The sequence below is a fragment of the Actinosynnema mirum DSM 43827 genome (assembly GCF_000023245.1).
Classification (GTDB): Bacteria; Actinomycetota; Actinomycetes; order Mycobacteriales; family Pseudonocardiaceae; genus Actinosynnema; species Actinosynnema mirum.
In genome coordinates, this window is the sequence record NC_013093.1 from 3,441,281 (window position 1) to 3,456,382 (window position 15,102).

Consider the following 15,102-nt stretch of genomic DNA (forward strand, 5'->3'; position numbering starts at 1 on the left):
GTCGTGACCCTCCGCGTTCCCCTCGTCGTCCGCCTCCCACGTCGGTCCGCGTTCCTGCTCGTCCAGCGTCACCGGGCACCCCGCTCCTGCTTGCGCGCTCCTCACTCCCTGCTACCGCGCATAGGGGTTCGGGGGTTGCACGCCGCCGGACAAGGGCGGATAACGACTTGGCCGGGCGGGGGACCGTCAGGGCCGCGCGACGCCGCCCTCGGTGAAGCGGGCGCGCTCGTCGTGGGAGCGCGCGGCGGCGATCCGGTCGACCATGGTCGGTCGGAGCTCGGGCAGCTCGTCCAGGCGGAACCAGCGGGCCTGGGTGTTCTCGCCGTCGGCGGGGTGCGGGTCCCCGGAGACCCAGCGCAGGCGGAACACCAGGTCGAGGTACTGCACCCGGTCGCCGTTGTCGTACTGCTGAGGGGGGAGGACGTGCGCCTTGACCAGCCGCTCGGCGACGGCGACGATCCCGGACTCCTCCAGGACCTCGCGCACGGCGGCGTCGGCGGGCTCCTCGCCGGGGTCGATGATGCCGGTGACCGGGGTCCACTGGCCGGAGTCGGCGCGCTGCACCATCAGCACCTCGTCGTCACCGCGCAGCACGACGGCGGTCACGCCGGTGAGCCAGAGCGGGGCGGTGCCGATCTTCTCGCGCAGGGCCAGGATGAAGTCTGGGGTAGCCACCCGGCCGATCGTAGTGCGGCTGTTCGGAGTGCGGCGGGCGTGCGTTCTGGGGCGGGGGCGAGGGAGCGCCTCGCCGGCGGGGCAGGCCTCCAAAAACGAGGGGGACGGGCTCTGCCGGCCGGTGACTGTTCCGCTGGTGGTGCGTTTACCACTGCGGTGGTCCGGGTCCCTCGTCCCCGTGTGGCCTCCTTTCAGGCAAGCACACTCGTCAAGACGCCGTACGGCTCGGGTGGTCTGCCGTGGCGGTGCGGCGGCATCTTGACGAGCGTGCTCGGGCTGCGCCAGGCCAAGCGGAGACGAGGGACGCGGGATGGGGGCTGCGTGGGCTCGCTGCGCTCGCCCCGCAGCCCGCGAAGCGGTGAGCTCGCGAGTGCGGCGGCTTTCGGTTAGTCCCGCTCGGTGAACAGCGCTTCCAGCACCTCGGTCGGGTCGATCTCCGGCAGGTAGGACTGCTGCAGCTGCAAGCCGTCCAGCGCCGCGATCAGCAGCGACGCCAGCACCTCCGGCGGCACGTCCGCGCGCATCCGTCCTGCCGCCTGCTCCGCACGCACCGCCGCCACCGACGCCGCGTGCTGCTCCCGGTACCGCCGCGTGAAGTACCCGTGCGCGGGGTGGTCCTCGTTCGTCGCCTCCGCGGACAGGATCGTGAACACGGAGGTCAGGCCCTGCTCGCGCCGGTTGTGCTCGGCTATCCCGGCGAGCGCCTCCCGCAGCGTGGTCGCCTCCCGCTCGGCCAGCGCCGCGTCCACCGAGCCGTCCCGCGCGTTCAGGACCTCGGTGAGCAGCTCCTCCTTGTCGGCGAAGTGGTGCAGCAGCCCGGCCTGGGTGAGGCCGACCCGCGTGGCGATCTCGCGCATCGACCCGCTGGTGTACCCCTTGGCGGCGAACACCTCCACCGCCGTCTCCACGATCCTCCGCCTGCGCTCCACGCCCTTGCGGTAGGGGCCGCGCCTGGTCCCGGCGGTCTCCTGCGTCATGCCGGCAGGCTACCTCCCAGCCCGTGACCGGCCGGGTACAGCGGGTTCGCGGTGTCGTCCGGCACGTCCTCGCGGGACGCCCGCACGGCCGCCATCGAGCGGGGGATTTCGAACGGCAGCCTGCCCTCCGGGGGCGTCACGCCGGTCAGGGCGTCCACCAGGGCCTCGTCGGACGTGCCGTAGTCCACGACCAGCGCGCTCGCCAGCTCGGCCAGCGGGGTGAGCACGGCGGGGCGGTCCAGGGTCACGTCGAGCACCAGCGGTGCGGCGGCGGCGACGCGGGCCAGGCGGGAGACCAGGCCGGGTGGGAAGTCCAGGGAGCCCTGGTGGAACCAGGCCTCCAGGAACAGGTCGTCGCGGTGCTCGTAGGGGGCGTTCAGGCGCACCACGGCCAGGTCCGCCGACGCCGGATCGGGCACGACCTCGCCCAGCCTGGCCGCCGCCTCCGCGGTCAGGCCCTCCGCGTACACCCGGCGCCGTCCGGTGAGCGGCAGCAGGCCGCCCCGGTTCTCCAGCACGGTCACCGACCGGGACTGCGCCTCACGGCCCGCGCGCACGAACTCCGCCGCCCCGACGACCTCCTCGGCCGCGTCCTCGTCGACGAACGGGTCGTCGAACAGACCCAGTCGGAACTTGACCAGCAGCAGCCTGCGCGCGGACACGTCGATCCGCGCCTCGCCGACCTCCCCGGACCGCACCAGGTCCAGCAGCAGGTCCACGCACTCCTCGCCGCCGAACTGGTCGCACCCGGCCTCCAGCACCTTCAGCATCCGCCCGCGCGGGTCCAGGTGCTCCACGCCCCACGCCCGCGCGGGCAGCACCCGATCGCCCACGACGTTGTCGTTGACCAGCTCCCAGTCGGTCACCACGACCCCGTCGTACCCGAGCTCGTCGCGCAGCAGACCGGTGACGATCCGCCTGTTGTAGCCGAACCCGACCTCCTCCACCGGCTCGCCGCCGAGCTCCAGCCCGACCGGCATCCCGTAGTAGGGCATGATCGCCGCCGTCCCGCGCGCGATCGCCGCCCGGAACGGCGCCAGGTGCTCCTCGAACCGCCCGCCGGGGTAGACCTGCTCGCGCCCGTACGGGAAGTGCGCGTCCTCGCCGTCCTTCTGCGGGCCGCCGCCGGGGAAGTGCTTGGTGGTGCACGCCACGCTGCCCGGTCCCAGCTCCGCGCCCTGGAACCCGTCCAGGTAGGCGGCGACGTAGCGGGCGGCGCGCTCGGCCGAGCTGCCGAACGTCTGCGCCTGCCTGCCCCAGCGCGGCTCGGTGGCCAGGTCGACCTGCGGGTGCAGCGCGGCCCGGATGCCCACGGCCAGGTACTCGCGGCGGGCGATGTCGGCGAACCGGCGCACCGCCTCGGGGTCGCCCAGCGCTGCCAGGCCCAGTGACTCCGGCCACTGGGAGAACGCGCCCGCCGTGAACGACACGCCCGAGTTCTCGGTGAACGCGTGCCGGGGGTCGGTGCTGATGGTCACCGGGACGCCGTGCGGGGTGGTGCGGGCCAGCCGCTGGATCGCGTTGTTCCACCGCGCGGCCTCGCGGGCGGTGCCGAGGGCGTGCACGTTGAAGTGCGTGAGGTGCTTCACGCCCACGACCTCGCGGGTGGGGCTCTTGCTGATCCGGCCGGGGGTGTCGAGCAGCTCGCCGCCGGGGCCGGGCTCGATGACGGTGTGGAACATCAGGCCGACCTTCTCGGCGAGGCTCAGCCGCCCGAGCAGGTCGTCGGCCCGCTCCTCGGGGGTGAGCCCTGGGTCCTCGTACGGGTCGAGCACGCCGTTGCCGTTGAGGTCGGTGAAGTCAGGGGAGGGGTCGGTGGAACCCATGGGGGACCTCGCAGTCGTCGCCGTCGAACACCGCTGGAACACCGACCACCGGAAACCTGAGGCGTGTGAGGTTTTCGGTGGCGGCAAAACCTTACACATGGTCAGTATTTGGTGTTAGCGTGCCGTATCCGCACCACCTGGCCTTGCAAAGACGCGAGGAGACACATGTCCCAGACCACCGCAGGCACACCGTCGCCCTCCGCGTCGGAGCCGTCCGGACCCCCGGTCCCCGCGCGTCTCGGCAAGCTCGGCCCCCTGCTCTTCCAGGCGCACTTCGGCTGGGTGGTCGCCCTCGGCGTCTCCACCACGCTCATCCCCGCGCTCATGGAGCAGGTCGACCCCGAGGCCAAGGTCGCCCTCTACGGCGTGCTCACCGCCGTCGGCGCGGCGGCCGGTCTGGTCGCGAACATCCTGTTCGGCTCGCTGTCCGACCGCACCCGCTCCCGGTTCGGCAAGCGCAACGGCTGGATCGCGGTGGGCGGCCTGGTCTCCGCCGCGTCCCTGAGCGCGATGTCCACCACCAGCTCGTTCGGGCTGCTGATCGTGCTGTACATCGGCTACCAGATCGGCCTGAACGCCCTGCTCGCCCCGCTCTACGCCGTGCTGCCCGACCGGGTGCCCACCGAGCGCCGCGGCCTGGCGTCGGCGGTCATCGGCCTCGGGATGCTGCTCGCGCAGAGCGCGGGCGCGGTCATCGGCGCGGCGTTCCTGGACGAGATCCGCACCGGCATGGCGATCATGCCGTGGGCGATCGCGGTCACCGCGCTGGTCTTCGCCGTCTTCGCCAAGGACCGCCCCAACCTCGACGAGCCGCGCGAGGCGTTCTCCCTGGTCGAGCTGGCCCGCACCTTCAAGGTCCCGGCCGACCGCGACTACCTGCTCGCCCTGTTCGGCAGGCTCACCCTGCTGCTGGCCTACTTCTCCGCCACCCTCTACCAGCTGTTCATCCTGCAGGACTACATCAAGCTCGACGCGGCGGGCGTGGCGGGCACCGTCGCGCTCGCGGGTGTGATCATGGCAGTGGCCTCCGGGATCGGCACGCTGATCTCCGGCCCGCTCTCCGACCGCATCGGCAGGCGCAAGCCGCTGATCATCCTGGCCTCGCTGATCATCGCGGGCGCGTTCGTCCCGCTGGCGCTGGTGCCCACGCGCGGCATGTTCCTGACCTTCATCGCGCTCGGCGGCTTCGCGTACGGCATCTACATCGCGGTCGACCAGGCGCTGCTCAGCGACGTGCTGCCCAGCGACGCCAACCACGGCAAGGACATGGGCATCCTGAACGTGGCCAACACCGCGCCGCAGTTCCTCGCCCCCGGCGTCGCCGGGCTCGCCCTCGCCTCCGGCATCGGCTACAGCGGCCTGTTCCTCGTCTCCGCCGGGCTCGCGGTGTTCTCGGCGTTCCTGATCACGGGCATCAGGCGCGTGCGCTGACCGACCGTCCACAGCGGACAATTCCTCCCCCGTCGCGCCCTGGGCGGGGCGGGGTCCCGGACGGGGTCGGGTGAGCGGTGCTCGCGTACCGCACAGCCGGCCCCGTCCGGGTGGATACTCGTGACCATGACGACGGAGTTCGGGGCTTTGCTGCGGCAGCTGCGGGACCGCGTCACGCCGGGCGAGCTGGGCTCGCGCGAACCGGAGGAGCGCAAGGTCCCCGGTCTGCGCCGGGAGGAGCTCGCCGCCTACGCGGGGCTGTCGGTGGACTACGTGGTGCGCCTGGAGCAGGGGCGCTCGCGCAACCCCTCCCCGCAGGTGGTCGCCGCGCTCGGGCGGGCGCTGCGGCTGGTCGGCGTGGAGCTGGACCACTTCCACCGCGTCGCGGGGCAGCCGCCGCCGTCGTCCGGCGTGGTGCCCGGCCGGATCTCGGAGAGCGTGCGCAGACTGCTGCGGCGCATGGCCGACTTGCCGGTCGGCGTGTACGACGCGGCGTGGAACCCGTTGACGCACAACGCTCCCAGGGCCGCGCTGCTCGGCGACCCGCCGGTCGGCCGGGACGGGAACCTGGCCTGGGCGCTGTTCGCGCAGGGCGACGCGCCCGCCGTGAAGCACGAGTGGGAGCGCCTGCCCTACGAGCGCGCCGTGGCCGCCGACCTGCGCGCCGCCGCCGCCCGCTACCCGCAGGACTCCTCGCTGCGCAGGCTCGTCGCCGACCTGCGCGGCGCGAGCCCGGCGTTCGCCGAGCTGTGGTCGAACCCCCAGCCCAGCCCGTTCATCGCGCACCGCGAGGTCATCGCGCACCCCGAGGTGGGGGAGCTGGAGCTGGAGTGCGACGTGCTGGTGTCGCCGGAGAACGACCTGCGCGTGGTGTTCCACACCGCCGAGCCGGACTCGGAGAGCGCCCGCAGGCTCGCGCGGCTGGTGGCGGCGACGTCCTGACGTTCCATCCCGTGGGAGCGGGAACAATGACCCGCGTCCGACCGCTGTCACCGGGGACGGGGTCGAGCGACGACGAGGGGTGCTTTCCGTGGGCGAGGGTTTCATCGAGCAGTGGCGGCGCTGGAAGGACGAGCGCGAGCGGACCCTGGCCGCGCCGCTCGGCTGGCTCGCGCTGGTGTCGCTGGACTGGCTGGACGACCGGCCGCGCGGCTACGCCGGGCTGCCGGGCGTGTGGTGGCAGGACGAGGACGCGGCCTACTTCGACCCGCAGGGGGCGCAGGCCTCGCAGAGCGGGTTCCCGGTGCTGGGGCAGAGCAGGTTCGAGCTGGTCGACAGCGGGGCGGGCGCGCGGATCGCGATCGGCGACGTCGAGGTGGAGGTGGCGCGGCGGGGCGGTTATCTGATCCGCGTGCACGACCCGAAGGCGGCGGCGCTGCTGGAGTTCGACGGCGTGCCGAGCTACCCGCCGGACCCGGACTGGCGCATCGAGGGCGTCTACGAGCCGTTCCCGGAACCGAGGCCGACGACGGTGGGCGCGGTCGTGGAGGGCCTGAGCCACGTCTACACCGCGCCCGGCGTGGTCCGGTTCTCCTTTGGCGGGCAGGAGCACGCGCTGACCGCGTTCAACGGCAAGCGGCGCGGGCTGAACGTGCTGTTCACGGACGCCACGAGCGGCGTGACGACATACGCGGCGAACCGGTCCCTGGAGATCGCGGAACCGGACGAGGCGGGGAGGGTGATCCTGGACTTCAACCGCGCGACCAACCTGCCGTGCGCGTTCACCGACTACGCCACCTGCCCGCTGCCACCGGAGGGCAACACCCTGCCGTTCGCGGTGGAGGCGGGGGAGAAGACGCCGCACGGGCGGGGCTGACGCGGGACGGCGCCCACGCGACGGCCTCTTCAGCGCCACGAGGGCGCGTGCTCGGTCGAACACCGAGCACGGGCCCTCGCGGCCTGAGCCGCTACCGGAGCGCGTCGCCCCGGACGTCACCCGGCCGCAACGGGGCCGGCGGCAGCACGTCACCCGCGAGCGCCGCGCGACGGGTCCCGACCCGTGCGGCCTCGTCGGAGAGCAGCGCGGGGAGGCGACGCCCTTCACGACCGTGACGACTGCTTGATCACCGTCAGCGTGCGCAGCCCCAAGGCCGTTCCGGTCCCGCCCGATCACCGGAAGCGCCCCGTCACACCCCCAGCTCCGCCACCCCCGCCTCCCACCGCTCCCGCCGCTCCGCCTCGCTCTGCTCCCACCACGGCGTCCCCCGCTCGCCCAGCGCCCGCTTCGCCACCCCCACCCGCGCCCGCGCCGCCCGCTCACGCTCCGCGTCCCCCGCCCGCAGCGCCGCCCCCACCTCCCGCCGCGCGGCCATCAGCGCCCGCCGCAACCGCCCCGCCACCTCCTCCGGCAGGCCGGGGTCCTCCGCGCGCCACCGCCGCCCGTTGACCACCACGTATCGCCCGTCCGGCGTCCGCTCCACCTCGCCCACCGCCCCACCCTCGCACCCGTCCCACCCCGGGAGCGGTTCCAAAACGGCCCCTCCACCCTGTTGTGCAGCGCATGATCACCCGTCTACGCTGCGCAGTCGAAGCGCTTCGACAATGCGGTCGACCGGACCACGGGCACCCCAGCCCCACTCCGCGAGCACCGTCCCGCCACCGCGCCCCGACGCAGGGGAGCGGTGGGTTCCGCACACCCTCACCGTGGAGGAACAGTGACGTCCAAGCGCCTCACGGCCGTCGTCCTGGCCGCCTCGCTCGCCGCCGCCGGGTGCGGGGGCAGCGCGGGAGACGACGACAAGACCTTCAGGATCTGGCACTACGAGTCGCCGGACAGCGCGATGGCCATCGCCTGGAACAAGGCCGTCGACCAGCTCAAGCAGCGCCACCCCGACCTGAACGTCGTGGTGGAGGAGAAGGGCTTCGAGCAGATCCGCAAGACCGCGTCCATGGTCCTCGGCTCCAACGAGGCCCCGGACGTCCTGGAGTACAACAAGGGCAACGCCAGCACCGGCCTGCTCGCCAAGCAGGGCCTGCTGGTCGACCTGACCGACGAGGTCAAGGCCAAGGGCTGGGACGCCAAGGTCGGCGCCGTCGACACCGCCGCCCGCTACGACGAGTCCGGCGTCATGGGTGGCGACAAGTGGTACGGCGTGCCCAACTACGCCGAGTACGTCCTCGTCTACTACAACAAGGACATGTTCGACCAGCAGGGCCTGCAACCGCCGACCACGCTGGACCAGCTCACCGCCGCCATGGACAAGTTCAAGTCCGCGGGCATCACCCCGCTGGCCACCGGCGGCGGCGAGTACCCGGCGCACCAGGTGCTCTACCAGCTCGCCCTCACCGAGGCCGACCGCGACTGGGTCGACCGCTACCAGCGCTACACCGGCGACGTGGACTTCCACGACGAGGCGTGGACCAAGGGCGCCACCACCTTCGCCGACTGGGTCGCCAAGGGCTACGTCGACAAGGACGACGCGGGCCTGAAGGCCGAGGACATGGGCCTGTCGTTCATGCAGGGCAAGCAGCCCGTCATGATCACCGGCAGCTGGTGGTTCGGCCGCGTCAAGGCCACCATCAAGGACTTCCAGTGGGGCACCACCGCGTGGCCCGGCAAGATGACCTCCGGCGGCAGCGGCAACCTGTGGGTGGTGCCCAAGGGCTCCGAGAAGCAGGACATCGCCAAGGAGTTCATCGACATCACGCTCTCCCAGGAGATCCAGGACGTCCTGCGCGACTCCGGCGGCGTCGCGCTCGCCGCGAGCGACGGGCAGGCCGCGGACCCGCAGACCCAGCGCCTCAACGAGGACTTCGCCGCGGTGGCGGCGGCGGACGGGTTCGGCTTCTACCCCGACTGGCCCGCCCCCGGCTTCTACGACGTGCACGTCTCCGCCGTGCAGAAGCTCATGACCGGCGGCGCCACCCCGGACCAGGCCCTCGACGAGCTGGTCGGCCCGTACCGGGAGAACCTCGCGGACATCGGCAAATGACGTCCGCCGCACCCCGCGTGCGGCGGAGGAGGGGGAGCGGCGGGACCTACCCGCTGTTCCTCGTCCCCGGCGCGCTCCTGCTGCTCGCCGTGATCCTGGTGCCGTTCGGCATGAACATCGGCACCAGCTTCACCTCGTGGTCCGGCGTCGGCGACCCCACCTGGATCGGCCTGGACAACTACGGGAAGCTGCTGGGCGACAGCACCTTCTGGCAGTCGTTCCGCAACAACGCCGCCCTCGTCGTCGCCATGGCGATCGTGCCCACCGCGCTCGGCCTGATGATCGCGGCGGGCCTGCACGACCACGTCGGCCGCAACTTCGGACCGCGCCCCGCCGCGATCCTGCGCGCCTGCGTCTACCTGCCGCAGGTCCTGCCGATCGCCGTCGCGGGCATCGTCTGGGGCTGGCTGCTGGCCCCGCAGGGCGGCGCCGTCAACGAGCTGCTCGGCGCGCTCGGCGCGGAGTCGTTGGCGCGCAACTGGCTCGGCGACCCCGACCTCGCCCTGTGGTCGGTCATGGCCGTGCTGCTGTGGGTGCAGATCGGCTACCCCGTCGTGGTGTTCATGGCGGGCATGGGCCGCGTCGACCCGTCGCTGCACGAGGCCGCCCAGCTCGACGGCGCCTCGTGGTGGGGCCGCTTCCGGCACGTCACCGTGCCGCAGCTGCGCCCCGAGGTGTTCGTGGTCCTGCTGACCTGCACCATCGCCTCGCTCAAGGTGTTCGCCCCGGTGTACGTGCTCACCAGGGGCGGCCCCGGCGGCGCGACGAACGTCCCGGCCTACTACTCGTTCCAGAACTTCTTCGAGAAGGCCAAGGTCGGCTACGGCTCCGCCATCGCCACCGTCCTCACCCTGCTGATCGTCGTGCTCACCGCGCTGTTCCTGCGCGCCCAGAACAAGGGGGAGGACGGCTGATGCGCCGCCACGCCGTCCTCTGGTCCTTCGTCGCGCTCGCGCTGGTGGTGCTCGCCCCGTTCGGCGTGGTGCTGGTCAACGGGTTCAAGTCCCCCGAGCAGTACAGCACCGACGGCCCGATCAGCCTGCCCGACCGCGTCTCGCTCGACGGCATCACCGCCGTGTGGGAGCGCGTCGACTACGGCGAGAAGCTGCTCAACAGCCTGCTGATCAGCTCCTCCGTCGCCGTGCTCGCCGTGGTGCTGGCCGTGCTCAACGCCTACGCGCTCGGCATCGGCCGGATCAAGGGCCGCACCTGGGTGCTGGTGCTGTTCCTGGCCGCCAACACCCTCCCGCAGGAGGCGCTGGCCTACCCGCTGTACTTCCTGGCCAACGAGACCGGCCTGTACGACACCAGGCTCAGCGTCATCATCGTGTTCACCGCCATCCAGTCCGCCTTCGGCACCTACCTGCTGGCCTCCACCTTCAGCGGTTTCCCGCGCGAGCTGCTCGACGCCGCCGTCGTCGACGGCGCGGGCAAGTGGCAGACCCTGCTGCGCGTGGTCGTCCCGGTCAGCAGGCCCACCCTGGGCGTGCTCTTCGTGTTCTTCTTCATCTGGACCTGGAACGAGTTCTTCCTCCCGATGGTCCTGCTGATCTCCAACGGGAACCAGACGGTCCCCGTCTCCCTGGGCGTGCTCCAGGGCCAGCAGATGATGGACGCCACCGCCTCCAGCGCCTCGGCGCTGCTCGGCGTCGTCCCGGCCATCGCCTTCTTCCTACTCTTCCAACGCGCACTGGCGCGCGGCATCACGGCAGGGGCGATCAAGTGAAGTTCACCGACGGGTACTGGCTTCTCCGACCGGGCGTCACCGCCCACTTCCCCCAGCACGTGCACGACGTGGAGCCCGGCGACGGGACCCTGACCGCGCACGCGCCCACCCACCGCGTCCGGCACCGGGGCGACCTGCTCAAGGGCCCGGTCGCCACGATCGGCCTGTCCTCCCCGATGCCGGACGTGGTGCGGGTGTCGGTCACCCACTTCTCCGGCGGCCACGACGAGGTCGGCTTCGAGCTGTCCACCGAGGACGGTCACCGGCCGAAGGTCGAGGTGGACGAGCAGTTCGCCACCCTCACCTCGGGCTCCCTCACCGCGCGGGTCCACCGCGGCGAGGACTGGCGCCTGGAGTTCACCGCCGACGGCCGCACCCTGACCTCCAGCGACGCCAAGGCCATGGGCTTCATGACCCTGGACGGCGAGCACCACGTCCGCGAGCAGCTCGCGCTCGGCGTCGGCGAGGTCGTCTACGGCATGGGCGAGCGCTTCGGCCCGCTCACCCGCAACGGCCAGGTCGTCGACATCTGGAACGCCGACGGCGGCACCAGCAGCGAGCAGGCGTACAAGAACGCCCCGTTCTACCTGACCAGCGCCGGGTACGGCGTGTTCGTCGACCACCCCGGCAAGGTCTCCTTCGAGGTCGGCTCCGAGGCCGTGTCCAGGGTCGGCTTCAGCGTCCCCGGCCAGCGGCTGGACTACCTGGTCATCCACGGCCCCACGCCGAAGGAGGTGCTGCGCAAGTACACCGCCCTCACCGGCCGCCCCGCGCTGCCCCCGGACTGGTCGTTCGGCCTGTGGCTGTCCACCTCCTTCACCACCTCCTACGACGAGAAGACCGTCACCGGCTTCATCGACGGCATGGCCGAGCGCGACCTGCCGCTGAGCGTCTTCCACTTCGACTGCTTCTGGATGCGCGGCCTGCACTGGTGCGACTTCGAGTGGGACCCGGAGGTCTTCCCGGACCCCGAGGGGATGCTGGCCCGCCTCAAGGAGCGCGGCCTGAGCATCTCGGTGTGGATCAACCCGTACATCGCCCAGCGCTCCCCGCTGTTCGAGGAGGGGAGGAAGGCCGGCTACCTGCTGCGCCGCCCCACCGGCGAGGTGTGGCAGTGGGACCTGTGGCAGCCCGGCATGGCCCTGGTGGACTTCACCAACCCCGAGGCCCGCGACTGGTACGCCGGGAAGCTGGAGCGCCTGCTGGACCAGGGCGTCGACTGCTTCAAGACCGACTTCGGCGAGCGCGTCCCCACCGACGTCGTCTACCACGACGGCTCCGACCCGGAGCGGATGCACAACCTCTACACCCACCTGTACAACAAGACCGTCTTCGACCTCCTGCTGCGCCGCAAGGGCGAGAACGAGGCCGTGGTCTTCGCCCGCTCCGCCACCGCCGGGACCCAGCAGTTCCCGGTGCACTGGGGCGGCGACAGCGAGTCCAGCTACGCGGCCATGGCGGAGAGCCTGCGCGGCGGCCTCTCCCTGGGGCTCACCGGGTTCGGCTTCTGGAGCCATGACATCGGCGGCTTCGAGGGAACCCCGGACCCGGACCTGTTCAAGCGCTGGACGGCCTTCGGCCTGCTGTCCTCGCACAGCAGGCTGCACGGCAGCTCCTCGTACCGCGTCCCGTGGGCGTTCGACGAGGAGGCGGTGGACGTCCTGCGCCGCTTCACCAAGCTCAAGCTGGGCCTCATGCCGTACCTGAAGAACGCGGCGAGGCAGGCGGCCGAGCACGGCGTGCCGGTGATGCGGGCCATGGCGCTGGAGTTCCCGCACGACCCGGCCTGCGCCCACCTGGACCGCCAGTACATGCTCGGCGACGACCTGCTGGTGGCCCCGGTCTTCACCCCGACCGGCGAGGTGGAGTTCTACGTCCCGGAGGGCGTCTGGACCAGCCACCTGACCGGTGAGCGCCTGACCGGCCCCCGCTGGCACCGGCAGACCCACGACCACCTCTCGATCCCGCTCCTGGTGCGCCCCGGCGCGGTGGTCCCGGTCGGCGCGGTGGACGACCGCCCGGACTACGACCACGCCGAGGGCGTCTCCCTGCACTGCCACGAGCTCGCCGACGGCAGCGCCACCGAGGTCCGCGTGGGCGAGTCGCGCTTCACCGTCCACCGCGACGGCGACACCGTCCGCGCGACCGCCCGGAACCCGCCCGCGCACTGGCGGCTGGTGCTGCCCGGCGGGCGGTCGGTCGACGCGGAGAACGGCGTCGCGGAAGCGGGAAGCGTGAGCTGGTGAGGCCTTCCCCGTCCCGGCGCGTGTCGCGCGCGCCGGGACGGGGAGCCGCGCATCACCCCTCAGGCCGGCGCCACCTCCGGGCCAGCGCCGATCTCAGGCCAGCGCCGCCCTCAGGCCAGCACCGCCATCCCCAGCGGCGTCACCCGGTGCACCGACGAGTTCCCGCACCGCTCGGTCGACACCAGCCCCGCGTCCCGCAGCACCCCCGTGTGGTGGCTGACCGTCGCGGGCGAGACCCCCAACCGCCGCGCCAACCCGCCCGTCGTCGGCCCGCTCACCGCGGCCCGCAGCACCGCCGCCCGCGTCGGCCCCAGCAACGACGACACGTGGTCCCCGCCCCCGCGCTCCACCCCCAGCAGCCGCGAGGAGTTCCGCACCGGGAACACCAGCACCGGCGGCAGCTCCGGATCGGCCAGCGCCACCGGGTGGAAGACGCAGAAGTACGACGGGATCAGCAGCAGCCCCCGCCCGCCCAGCCGCAGCTCCCGGTCCACCGGGTAGTCCACCACCAGCACCGGCGGCTCCCAGCTGGCCCCCGGCAACCACCGCAGCAACCCCTCCGGCCCGCCCCGCAGGTAGTGGTGGCTCCCCGCCACGCACTCGGCCCGCAGGGCGCTGTCCACCGCGGGGAGCAGCGGCGTCAGCAGCACGTCGTGGAACACCCGCAGCGACCGCTCCAGGTGCCGGTACGCCTCGGCCCGCCCCTCGGTCAGCCCGCCCAACCACCGCGCCGCCCCGGCCCCGCCCACCCGGATCGACGCCACCTCGGCCCGCACCCGCTCCACCGGCGTGGCCAGCACCGCCTCCACCCCGGCCCCGATCCCCGCCCGCTCCTGGGCGGGCGTCAGGAAGTCCGGGAAGTACGCCGCGTGCGGCGCCACCGCGACCAGCGCCCGCACCGCCGCCCGCAACCCCGGATCACGGCCGATCCGCTCCCGCACCACCCGCCGCCACGGGTCGAAGAACACCCGCCCCTCCCCGTGCTGCAACACCTGCACGCTGCTCACGACCTCCCACATGAGGTCGCGCTCCAGCTTCAGGCGTGTCCTGACCAGGTCGGCGTTGGTGAAGTGGATGCGCATACGCGGCACGGTCTGCCCCCCGAGTACGACGAACGCGGAATCGATCCCCCGACGCGGTTCCCCGCCCGCGAGGGTCGCGCCGCGAACCGTTCGCGCGCAAGCGAAATCCGGCATTCCACCGCGCCCGCGCCCCGCACCCGCGCCGACTACCCCCGAACGCGCGCCGTGGTAGCCCGCTCGGTCAGCACCGGTTCCACCAACCGCACCCCGGACCGCGAGGCCCCCAGCGCCAGGTCCACCGCCAGCGCCCCCAGCTCCGCGCCGGGCAGGTCGACCGAGCTGATCGGCACGACCTGCGTCTCGGCCATGTCGCGCGGGCACACCGCCAGCACCGACACGTCCCCCGGCACCTGCCGCCCCCGTCGCGCCAGCTCGGCCAGCACCGCCCCCAGCACCGCCTCGTTGTGCACCACCAGCGCCGTCGCCGAGTCCGGCGTCGCGTCGAGGCACTCGCGCACCCCGTCGTAGTTCGGCGGGCACCGCAGCGCCGTCGCCCGCACGCCCCGCACCCGCGCAGCGCCGGTGAACCCGGCCAGGAACCGCTTGGCGTAGCTGGTCCCGCGCTCGTACACCGACGGCGCTGGCCCGATCAGCGCGACCTCCCGGTGCCCCAGGTCCGCCAGCCGCTCCACGCACAACGCGCCCGCCGCGCCGAAGTCCAGGTCCACGCAGGTGAGCCCGGACGCGTCGTCCGGGACCCCGATCAGCACCGAGGGCAGCGGCAGCGCCCGCAGCACCGGCACCCTCGGCTCGCTGGCCTCCACGTCCATCACGATGATCGCGTCGGCCAGCGCGGAGCTGGCCACCCGCCGCAGCCCGTCCGCGCCCTCGTCCTCGGTGAGCAGCAGCAGGTCGTGCCTGTGCGCGCGGGCCCGCTCCAGCGCGCCGCCGACGAACTGCATCACCACCGGGACGTTCAGGTCCTTGCGCAGCGGCGCGACCAGCGCGAGCACGCTGGTCCGGCTGCTCGCCAGCGCCCGCGCGCCCGCGTTGGGGTGGTACCCCAGCTCGCGGATGCTGCGCTCGACCCGCAACCGCGTGCCCTCCGAGATGGTCCGCTTGCCCGACAGCACGTACGACACGGTGCTCGGCGAGACCCCGGCGGCTCGGGCGACGTCGGCGATGGTGGCCATTGGGCGATCATAGGGGCGCGCGGGCGGTGGGCCCCTCGTCCGCGCGCCGACGGCAGGTCGCGCGCATTCCGGAT

The 15,102-nt window shown here is 72.8% G+C and carries 13 protein-coding genes; 7 read left to right on the plus strand and 6 right to left on the minus strand.

Annotation, left to right across the window (positions count from 1 at the left end):
- Positions 1 to 186: 186 nt before the first annotated feature.
- The 3 genes from AMIR_RS14880 to AMIR_RS14890 form a co-directional block, all read right to left on the minus strand.
- Positions 187 to 675 (minus strand): NUDIX hydrolase, encoded by a 489-nt coding sequence (locus tag AMIR_RS14880; protein ID WP_015801785.1) that lies wholly within the window; start codon positions 673 to 675, stop codon positions 187 to 189.
- A gap of 386 nt (positions 676 to 1,061) precedes the next feature.
- Entirely contained in the window at positions 1,062 to 1,652 is a 591-nt protein-coding gene (locus AMIR_RS14885) for a TetR/AcrR family transcriptional regulator (protein ID WP_015801786.1), read from the minus strand.
- Positions 1,649 to 3,478 (minus strand): glycoside hydrolase family 3 protein, encoded by a 1,830-nt coding sequence (locus tag AMIR_RS14890; protein WP_015801787.1) that lies wholly within the window; start codon positions 3,476 to 3,478, stop codon positions 1,649 to 1,651. Before AMIR_RS14890 ends, AMIR_RS14885 begins: the two co-directional genes overlap by 4 nt.
- Before the next feature lie 165 nt (positions 3,479 to 3,643).
- Here AMIR_RS14890 and AMIR_RS14895 point away from each other — a divergent pair, with 165 nt between their 5' ends.
- The 3 genes from AMIR_RS14895 to AMIR_RS14905 all read left to right on the plus strand — a co-directional run bounded on the left by AMIR_RS14895 (position 3,644) and on the right by AMIR_RS14905 (position 6,725).
- Entirely contained in the window at positions 3,644 to 4,909 is a 1,266-nt protein-coding gene (locus AMIR_RS14895) for an MFS transporter (RefSeq protein ID WP_015801788.1), read from the plus strand.
- A 126-nt stretch (positions 4,910 to 5,035) separates the two neighbouring features.
- Positions 5,036 to 5,851: a helix-turn-helix domain-containing protein gene (locus tag AMIR_RS14900; protein ID WP_015801789.1), complete on the plus strand. Its 816-nt coding sequence runs from the start codon at positions 5,036 to 5,038 to the stop codon at positions 5,849 to 5,851.
- Positions 5,852 to 5,939: 88 nt separating this feature from the next.
- Complete coding sequence (locus tag AMIR_RS14905; RefSeq protein ID WP_015801790.1) at positions 5,940 to 6,725, plus strand: DUF1684 domain-containing protein; 786 nt, start codon at positions 5,940 to 5,942, stop codon at positions 6,723 to 6,725.
- Positions 6,726 to 7,035: 310 nt separating this feature from the next.
- On the opposite strand, the gene AMIR_RS14910 is transcribed toward AMIR_RS14905, so the two are convergent.
- Complete coding sequence (locus AMIR_RS14910; protein WP_041837814.1) at positions 7,036 to 7,338, minus strand: hypothetical protein; 303 nt, start codon at positions 7,336 to 7,338, stop codon at positions 7,036 to 7,038.
- 225 nt (positions 7,339 to 7,563) lie between these two features.
- On the opposite strand from AMIR_RS14910, the gene AMIR_RS14915 reads away from it, so the two are divergent.
- The 4 genes from AMIR_RS14915 to yicI are packed head-to-tail and all read left to right on the plus strand — an operon-like array spanning position 7,564 to position 12,813.
- On the plus strand, positions 7,564 to 8,841 hold the full coding sequence (locus tag AMIR_RS14915; RefSeq protein ID WP_015801792.1) for an ABC transporter substrate-binding protein: 1,278 nt from the start codon (positions 7,564 to 7,566) through the stop codon (positions 8,839 to 8,841).
- A complete protein-coding gene (locus tag AMIR_RS14920) occupies positions 8,838 to 9,755 on the plus strand; it encodes a carbohydrate ABC transporter permease (protein ID WP_015801793.1) in 918 nt (305 codons plus the stop codon). Before AMIR_RS14915 ends, AMIR_RS14920 begins: the two co-directional genes overlap by 4 nt.
- Positions 9,755 to 10,567: a carbohydrate ABC transporter permease gene (locus tag AMIR_RS14925; protein WP_015801794.1), complete on the plus strand. Its 813-nt coding sequence runs from the start codon at positions 9,755 to 9,757 to the stop codon at positions 10,565 to 10,567. Before AMIR_RS14920 ends, AMIR_RS14925 begins: the two co-directional genes overlap by 1 nt.
- A complete protein-coding gene (gene yicI / locus AMIR_RS14930; RefSeq protein ID WP_015801795.1) occupies positions 10,564 to 12,813 on the plus strand; it encodes an alpha-xylosidase in 2,250 nt (749 codons plus the stop codon). Before AMIR_RS14925 ends, yicI begins: the two co-directional genes overlap by 4 nt.
- 110 nt (positions 12,814 to 12,923) lie before the next feature.
- Here the strand turns inward: yicI and AMIR_RS14935 are convergent, their stop codons facing one another.
- Both AMIR_RS14935 and AMIR_RS14940 read right to left on the minus strand, forming a co-directional pair.
- Complete coding sequence (locus AMIR_RS14935; RefSeq protein ID WP_015801796.1) at positions 12,924 to 13,895, minus strand: ArsR/SmtB family transcription factor; 972 nt, start codon at positions 13,893 to 13,895, stop codon at positions 12,924 to 12,926.
- Between the two features lie 146 nt (positions 13,896 to 14,041).
- Positions 14,042 to 15,028 carry a LacI family DNA-binding transcriptional regulator gene (locus tag AMIR_RS14940; protein WP_015801797.1) on the minus strand — a complete coding sequence of 329 codons (987 nt, stop codon included), beginning with the start codon at positions 15,026 to 15,028 and terminating at the stop codon, positions 14,042 to 14,044.
- Positions 15,029 to 15,102 lie beyond the last annotated feature (74 nt).

Bases quoted from the DNA above. Each gene is read 5' to 3' on its own strand.
- AMIR_RS14890 (WP_015801787.1), bottom strand. From the start codon at position 3,478: ATGGGTTCCACCGACCCCTCCCCTGACTTCACCGACCTCAACGGCAAC.
- AMIR_RS14920 (WP_015801793.1), top strand. From the start codon at position 8,838: ATGACGTCCGCCGCACCCCGCGTGCGGCGGAGGAGGGGGAGCGGCGGG.
- AMIR_RS14925 (WP_015801794.1), top strand. From the start codon at position 9,755: ATGCGCCGCCACGCCGTCCTCTGGTCCTTCGTCGCGCTCGCGCTGGTG.
- AMIR_RS14895 (WP_015801788.1), top strand. From the start codon at position 3,644: ATGTCCCAGACCACCGCAGGCACACCGTCGCCCTCCGCGTCGGAGCCG.
- AMIR_RS14940 (WP_015801797.1), bottom strand. From the start codon at position 15,028: ATGGCCACCATCGCCGACGTCGCCCGAGCCGCCGGGGTCTCGCCGAGC.
- AMIR_RS14935 (WP_015801796.1), bottom strand. From the start codon at position 13,895: ATGCGCATCCACTTCACCAACGCCGACCTGGTCAGGACACGCCTGAAG.
- AMIR_RS14885 (WP_015801786.1), bottom strand. From the start codon at position 1,652: ATGACGCAGGAGACCGCCGGGACCAGGCGCGGCCCCTACCGCAAGGGC.
- AMIR_RS14900 (WP_015801789.1), top strand. From the start codon at position 5,036: ATGACGACGGAGTTCGGGGCTTTGCTGCGGCAGCTGCGGGACCGCGTC.